At 58.7% G+C, this 6,554-nt stretch carries 7 protein-coding genes and 3 pseudogenes; 4 read left to right on the plus strand and 6 right to left on the minus strand.

Going from position 1 to position 6,554, the window contains the following annotated elements:
• From AC1DXK_RS29630 to AC1DXK_RS29640, 3 genes and pseudogenes are all read right to left on the minus strand, one after another.
• A pseudogene (locus AC1DXK_RS29630) lies at positions 1 to 193 on the minus strand (IS256 family transposase); the annotation flags it as partial.
• Complete coding sequence (locus AC1DXK_RS29635) at positions 162 to 449, minus strand: hypothetical protein (RefSeq protein ID WP_477299621.1); 288 nt, start codon at positions 447 to 449, stop codon at positions 162 to 164. The pseudogene AC1DXK_RS29630 and the gene AC1DXK_RS29635, both read right to left, overlap by 32 nt.
• A 19-nt stretch (positions 450 to 468) precedes the next feature.
• Positions 469 to 942 carry a hypothetical protein gene (locus tag AC1DXK_RS29640; protein WP_457104050.1) on the minus strand — a complete coding sequence of 158 codons (474 nt, stop codon included), beginning with the start codon at positions 940 to 942 and terminating at the stop codon, positions 469 to 471.
• A 640-nt stretch (positions 943 to 1,582) separates the two neighbouring features.
• On the opposite strand from AC1DXK_RS29640, the gene AC1DXK_RS29645 reads away from it, so the two are divergent.
• From AC1DXK_RS29645 to AC1DXK_RS29655, 3 genes are all read left to right on the plus strand, one after another.
• Positions 1,583 to 2,548, plus strand: a complete 966-nt coding sequence (locus AC1DXK_RS29645; protein ID WP_477299622.1) for an IS481 family transposase — start codon at positions 1,583 to 1,585, stop codon at positions 2,546 to 2,548.
• 709 nt (positions 2,549 to 3,257) lie between these two features.
• Positions 3,258 to 4,112, plus strand: a complete 855-nt coding sequence (locus AC1DXK_RS29650) for a class I SAM-dependent methyltransferase (RefSeq protein ID WP_477299623.1) — start codon at positions 3,258 to 3,260, stop codon at positions 4,110 to 4,112.
• Positions 4,113 to 4,223: 111 nt separating this feature from the next.
• Positions 4,224 to 4,475, plus strand: a complete 252-nt coding sequence (locus tag AC1DXK_RS29655; RefSeq protein ID WP_457104047.1) for a hypothetical protein — start codon at positions 4,224 to 4,226, stop codon at positions 4,473 to 4,475.
• Here AC1DXK_RS29655 and AC1DXK_RS29660 read toward each other — a convergent pair.
• From AC1DXK_RS29660 to AC1DXK_RS29670, 3 genes and pseudogenes are all read right to left on the minus strand, one after another.
• Entirely contained in the window at positions 4,430 to 5,095 is a 666-nt protein-coding gene (locus tag AC1DXK_RS29660) for a hypothetical protein (protein ID WP_457104046.1), read from the minus strand. The two genes, AC1DXK_RS29655 and AC1DXK_RS29660, sit on opposite strands and share 46 nt — an antisense overlap.
• A gap of 179 nt (positions 5,096 to 5,274) precedes the next feature.
• A pseudogene (locus AC1DXK_RS29665) lies at positions 5,275 to 5,539 on the minus strand (IS630 family transposase); the annotation flags it as partial.
• A gap of 474 nt (positions 5,540 to 6,013) precedes the next feature.
• On the minus strand, positions 6,014 to 6,259 hold the full coding sequence (locus tag AC1DXK_RS29670) for an alpha/beta hydrolase family protein (protein WP_457104045.1): 246 nt from the start codon (positions 6,257 to 6,259) through the stop codon (positions 6,014 to 6,016).
• Positions 6,260 to 6,363: 104 nt separating this feature from the next.
• Between AC1DXK_RS29670 and AC1DXK_RS29675 the strand changes: the two are divergent.
• Positions 6,364 to 6,554, plus strand: a pseudogene (locus tag AC1DXK_RS29675) (IS256 family transposase); the annotation flags it as partial.

Below are 6,554 nucleotides of genomic sequence, written 5' to 3' on the forward strand. Positions count from 1 at the left end.
GCCCGTTGCACATGTTGCCGGCCTCCTCGCCCGCCAGATGGTGGTCCATCTCGGCGTTGAGCGCCCGCTCGGCCAGGGCCTTCTTCAGCTCATCCAGCAGGCCGTCGGCCTCGAACGCCGTCTTCGGATCGGCCTCGGCCAGGAGCTGATCCGGGAGCGCGTCAGGGATACGGGGTGCCTTGCGTCGTGCCATCGGGAACCTCCTTCGGATCCACTATGGCCGCCCCCACACGAAATTCCTGACAGTCCCGATGATCCTGACAGTCCCTCCTGACAGCGTTCGCGCTCCGCACGATCCGCTTCGGCGCGATCGTTCCGGATAGCACCTTCCGGGTCAATTGGCAGGTCGCGAAGCTGCCGGCACCGTATGACGCGATGGAGAATGCCAACGTGCTCTCGGTGATCGGCGTCGCCGGCATCGCGCCGTCGGCGCGGCGGATCTTCGGCAAGTAGCTGCTCAGCTCGAGGCTAGCCGCCATGTCCCACGAGAAGCCCCGCCGCGTCCGTCGGCCGTTGGTCCCGCGCAAGGTGCACGACCTCATCGCTGAAGGCGTCGCCGAGCGCGTGCCACCACCCGTCCCGCCCGGCCTCGGTGAAGACCTTCTCTGCCGCGCTCGAACCTCGAGAAATCCCCTTGCCATGTCTGCCGGTTACGAGGAGGGCGCCGACGCTAACTCCGAAACGCGCGCCCTGATCGCCCTCGCCCGCATCGAGGAGCAGCAGAACTCGCTCGTGGATGCGAAAAAGTCGGCTCAGACTGCGGCCGAAGCCCGGCACACTAATATCATGCAGGGGATCGATGATCTCCGTCCCGCGCTCCGAAATCGAAAAAGACAACGAAGCGCTGCAAGAGCGGATCGACGGCGTCGAGAAGCGCTTGGACACGATGGACAAACGGATCAAATGCGAGCTCGTCAGTGCCAGCGACGCGTTCGGCACCATGGTCCTAACTATAAGGCCGCCTGCTGCACTGATCGGCAGTATCAACATCGTGCATACGTCTTGGGCGCCCTGACTTTGGCCGCCGATCCCCCCGAGCCCGGATCTGGGAAGGCCCGCCCGGTCCGCCGGCGCGGCCCTTTTTTTGCTTCCCGTTGAAACGCTCAGCTATTTCGCGCGCAAAGCTCGACGCGGCAAATCTCTAATCCGTCATTAGATCTCTGAACGATAAAAGTTTTATCAGAAACTGATTTGAGCAGAGGATTAAAATCATAACGAAAATCGTGGTCGCCATTGCCAATATTATCGCGCAACAAGTCTGGTCGAAAGTCCTTCGCTGTCGCTCGCCCATTTAACCGCCCCTTGACCAGAATGATTAAGGTCGCCGAAGTCATACTCGACGTGCCATTCAACGCCACCCCCGGATGAAGGTGTGGTCGACCTCATCAATGAAGTCTTGAAGCGAGATCGGTTCATGAATTGTTGGAGGATGCAGCATCTTGAGGGGATCTATCGATGCGTTCGGTCTCGGCGCCAGCGGATTCAGCTCTTTACCAAAGCCGCTTCTACTTTCTGCAAACCCTAGGTGTTTGATCCCGCGGTGTGGTGGTACGGTTGATCACCATGCGGCGAGGGATGCGCTATGGGCCAAATTCTCCACGGCAGCGCCCGCACGACGGAGGCGGTCCGTCGCGCAATACAGCTACATCAAGAAAGCGTGAGAGTTGCGGCCAAGCGCTACGGCGTCAGCCCGACGACGATCCAGAAGTGGCGAGCTCGGCAGACGACAGGCGATGCCGCCATGGGGCCGAAGCAGCCCCGTTCGACGGTTCTGACCCCAAAGGAGGAGGCCATCATCGTCGCCTTCCGCCGGCATACCCTGTTGCCGCTGGACGACTGCCTCTACGGCCTGCAGCCCACGATCCCGCACCTGACCCGCTCGTCGCTGCACCGTTGCCTTGAGCGGCACGGTATCAGCCGCCTGCCCGAGATGGAAGGCGACAAGCCCAAGAAGAAGCGCTTCGCCGATTACCCCATCGGCTACGTGCACATCGATATCGCCGAGGTCAGGACAGAACAGGGCAAGCTCTACCTGTTTGTGGCCATCGACCGAACCTCGAAGCTGGCTTTCGTCAAGCTGGAAGCTGAAGCGAACCGCTACACAGCATCGGACTTCCTTCGCGCGCTGGTCGTGTTCGTGCCGTACAAGATCCACACCGTGCTGACCGACAATGGGGTGCAGTTCTGCCATGCCCCGCGCAACCGCTCAGGCCCGACAGCTCTCTACAGCCGGCACATGTTCGATCGCGTCTGCCACGAGCACGGCATCGAGCATCGCCTGACCAAACCCAACCATCCCTGGACCAACGGTCAGGTCGAGCGGATGAACCGCACCATCAAGGACGCCACGGTCAAGCGCTACCACTACGAGACCCACGCACAGCTCCGGGCGCACCTGCAGCTGTTCGTCGACGCCTACAACCATGCCCGTCGGCTGAAGACCCTGCGTGGCCTCACGCCCTACGAGCATGTCCTCCAGATCTGGACCAAAGAGCCCGAACGCTTCAGGCTCGATCCGTCACACAACATCCCGGGACCATACACCTAAATTAAGGAAATGCAGAAGCGGGTTCTGATCAGCCAACGCAACATCTTGATTGGCAGCAAGATAGCCCGCCGTGCTGAATCAGTCACTCTGATCTCGTCCCACTTTCCTTCCGATATTAACACAATGTTTTTGCAGATCTGCCCCAGAATTGCGCATGTCTGGATATCAATATTGATAATATATCGGATCGAAGCCCGGCAATATGTCTCTCCAGGCACTACGCCTTTGATTGAAGGGGTGGAGTGCGGCTGGATTCATGGTCGAACCGCACAAAATAAGGCTCACAAGCGATCCAGTGTCGCGCCCTGTTTCGCAGGCCAAATCTGAACGGATGATCTACGCCGAATTTCTGGTCGGGTAGTTTCAGATCTACGATCGTCGAGCCGCGCCGGCCAGAACAACGTCTGAGTTGTCGAACCAAAAAATTCATATACCAAAATTTTTATGACATTTTCTCAAATCGAAAGATCCGTCATGAACTCACTTTAAAGCGGTAATATGCAAAATTTCCCGCTTTTGACCGTCGGCGCGGCAAAAATGAATCAAGCTATACGCAGATTATCTTCGCATAAAGGAAAATATACCCTGATCTGGGTGGCTTGAAAAAAGTACGAATTCACACATTTTCTATTCCAATATTTGCTCATCGCACTTCGGATGTGCTAATTGCCGCGCAACTCGATTTGCTGGCGGATAGGCTCTATCGATAATGAGTGGAACGGGCGAAAAGATCACGCATCCGACGATCGAAATGTTCGCTGGCGCCCACGCTATGGTGCCCTATTACACTAATGGAAGGGTGCTCATGCCGGGATATCAAAATCCCGGTCTGGCTGTGCCTCTAGACGGCGACTACGTCGTAAAAACTGAGTTGAATCGCTCGCCATATGTTTGGCTACGTGAGCGCATGGCGCGTAAAATCCGGCAGTTCGCGACATTTGCCGACGACATGAAGCAATTCGCCGACTTCTCCGACGTGCAGGATCGCGACGTTGATAGCCGGACCCCGTACCTGCCGAATGGCTACTTCAGTTACGGCGACGCGTTGGCCCTCACGACCATCCTTGCCACTCGAAAGCCTGCCCGATATATCGAGATCGGCAGCGGGAATAGTACAAAATTTGCCCGCCGCGCCATCAGCAAGTACGGGCTTAATACTAAGATTGAGTGCATCGATCCGAATCCGCGTTCTAGCGTCCGCCAAATCGCTGACAAGTGGGTTTCAGATGGCCGTCTCGATGTTGACCCGTTATACTTCCAGTCTCTGGAAGACGGTGATGTTCTGATGCTTGACGGCAGCCACCTCCTGTTTCACGGTAGCGATACGACGCATTTCTTTCTTAGGATTTATCCGCTTCTCAAGTCCGGCGTGATCGTGCACGTGCACGACATACATCTGCCGTATGAGTACCCTGAAGTTTGCGATAGATTATTTTGGAACGAACAATACATCCTTGCTATGATGTTTTATTATAAGCCTGTATCCGACATCATCGCCCCCATCAAGTACATGCATCGAGAGGGCATGTGCGAGGAAGGCGCCAGCTTCTGGTTCGAGGTTTAGAGGGATCGGAGACTGAAACCGCTCGCCGTCGTCTTCTGACGCGGCCAGATCGAACGCCTATGCGGACACGCCTCGCGGTGCCGATATCTCCTGTCGGCGAAGGGGGCGGCAATGCGGGCGAACGCGCTGGCCTTCATCGATTATCACGGTGCCGAGGCGCACCGGCTGGGCTGGACCGCGCCGCAGTTCTTCGGCGTCCATCCCGAGCACGGCTTCCTGCGCGTCGAGCACGCCGGCGCCCTGATGGTCAACGACCGGCCGGTGGTCACCGTCGAGTCCGACCAAATCGTGTTCGACCGCTTCTCCGGTTGTGTGCGTCAGTTCCTTCGCATTGCAGGCAGCACGGCCCGCCCGATGTCCTGACCGTCTGCGCTGCGACGAACCACGATTGTCTGTTGGATGTCGGTGCTGAGGGGCGGAAAGAATGTGTAAGTAAATCCGTGATGTGCGTTTCCGATACTTGCCTCGCGCAGATCAGGACGAAATTTTCCCGCTATCACTGTATTGACAGGGGATTGATTGACAATGATGGTGATGATGGTCGGGGAATTAGGTGACGCTGGATTGAATGCCCAACCACGGATGCGAGCATGGTTGGCCTCATCAATGAAGCCCTGAAGAGCAATTGTAACTTCAGGATTCGATGAGGCCGGCGCCCAATGGTGCGGACTCGGCTCCAGTGCAGGCACGGAAGTGCTTCCGGCCGTGAAACCGGTTCGGCCCTCGGCAAGGCCGTTCTCCAGGAAATGAAGCAGGGGATTTTGGTCTGAGGCTGCGACATCTGGATTTGCCGCGAGATAGCCCGACGTACTGAAACCTGCGCTCGGATCACGTCCCTCCCTCCATCCGTGAGCAAGAAAGTGCTGAAGCGGGTTCAAGCCAGCCTCACGTACATCGGGATTACGATTCAGATAATAAGTCGGATCGAACCCCGGAAGCGCATTGCCGAATAACGGACCATGCCGGCGGGACAGGATTGGCATTCGGAGTTTCATAGGCAATCCAAGGATGTCAGGGCTGTGCTCGGTCTACCATTGTGAGCGCCGCTGCAAGCCCGGGAAATCCATGCCGGGTGCATCAATCGTTCTTCGAAGCGTGGCGGCACCGCAGCTCTTATCTCAATCCAAGGCGGTACGGGCGCCACGTTCCGGCTTCCGCCACAGCGTTCAACGGTCGAGCACAACACCGCGAGATCAAACATCCTGGACAAGCGTAGGCCCGCCACGAAGGTCGTGGTCTTCCAGTGGCCATGCGGCACTGGCGAGCGCAGCCGCTCGCCGCGCGGTGAACGCCCGCGGGTGCGGGCCATGTTGGTCGAGATTCAGGTCTCGTCGAGGGATACGAGGCGGGGTTGGATCGAGATCGGACAGACCCTCAAACCACGCCTCGCGCCCCGCCCTCTCGTCCGGTCCCTTCTGCTCGGCGGCGCGCAGATGATCGCTGCTCGTCCCCTGCGCCTCGCCGCCTTCTTCGGCTTCGGCGCACTCYTCCGTTTCGGCAGGCGTCCGGCCGTGTCACAGACGGCCGCAGCAGCGCGACTACCGGCATCGACTGGCGCACGCTCAGCGCAATCTGGAGAAGAATGCCCAGGTGTCGGCCGCCCAGTTCGCGCCAGGAGCATGACCGATGTTCTTAAAGGCGCATTCGACCAAATCTTGCCTGCATCCCTGGTAGGCAACGCAATTCGGCCCGTCCGGTTTGGGCGCCTTGGCTGGACAGGCATTARGGGTCTGAAATAGCCGGCTCGTGGCAGCGAAAATCGGTGCCGGGTAGAGCGGGTCACTCGTCTCCTGATGGGTGAACTGGATGGCTGCCTTCGAAGTGACGGGGCATGAACCGTTGAAATAGATTGCAGAATTGGTGGGGTCCTTGAACTCGTCGCTGCAGGCCGCCGCAATGCCTCAGATCACATTGCCTCTGCAGCACGCCAGCGCTGCAGCGTAATCGCAGCCCCACGATAAGCCGGCGACGAAGACGCGTCTCTCATCGATGCGATATCGGGATTTGATCGACCGGATAATGCTGTCGAAGAACGCCATGTCGTAGCCGTGGCAGCTGTCATTCCATCCTCGCTCGAAGGACGCAAGGTTGCGGGTCTCGGGATAAGCGAAGGAAGCGGCCTGAGCGGCGCCGGGGACGTCCTCCAAGCCGTAGGGGACGTCATTCCTCGCATGCCCGCCCCCGCCATGGAACGGGGACTGTCAGGAATTTCGTGTGGGGGCGGCCATAGTGGATCCGAAGGAGGTTCCCGATGGCACGACGCAAGGCACCCCGTATCCCTGACGCGCTCCCGGATCAGCTCCTGGCCGAGGCCGATCCGAAGACGGCGTTCGAGGCCGACGGCCTGCTGGATGAGCTGAAGAAGGCCCTGGCCGAGCGGGCGCTCAACGCCGAGATGGACCACCATCTGGCGGGCGAGGAGGCCGGCAACATGTGCAACGG

The sequence above is a fragment of the Methylobacterium sp. P3_A11 genome (genome assembly GCF_056403155.1).

Excerpts from the sequence above, each read along its gene's own strand:
- AC1DXK_RS29640 (WP_457104050.1), bottom strand. The coding sequence starts at position 942 with ATGGTGCCGAACGCGTCGCTGGCACTGACGAGCTCGCATTTGATCCGT.
- AC1DXK_RS29645 (WP_477299622.1), top strand. The coding sequence starts at position 1,583 with ATGGGCCAAATTCTCCACGGCAGCGCCCGCACGACGGAGGCGGTCCGT.
- AC1DXK_RS29655 (WP_457104047.1), top strand. The coding sequence starts at position 4,224 with ATGCGGGCGAACGCGCTGGCCTTCATCGATTATCACGGTGCCGAGGCG.
- AC1DXK_RS29660 (WP_457104046.1), bottom strand. The coding sequence starts at position 5,095 with ATGCCAATCCTGTCCCGCCGGCATGGTCCGTTATTCGGCAATGCGCTT.
- AC1DXK_RS29650 (WP_477299623.1), top strand. The coding sequence starts at position 3,258 with ATGAGTGGAACGGGCGAAAAGATCACGCATCCGACGATCGAAATGTTC.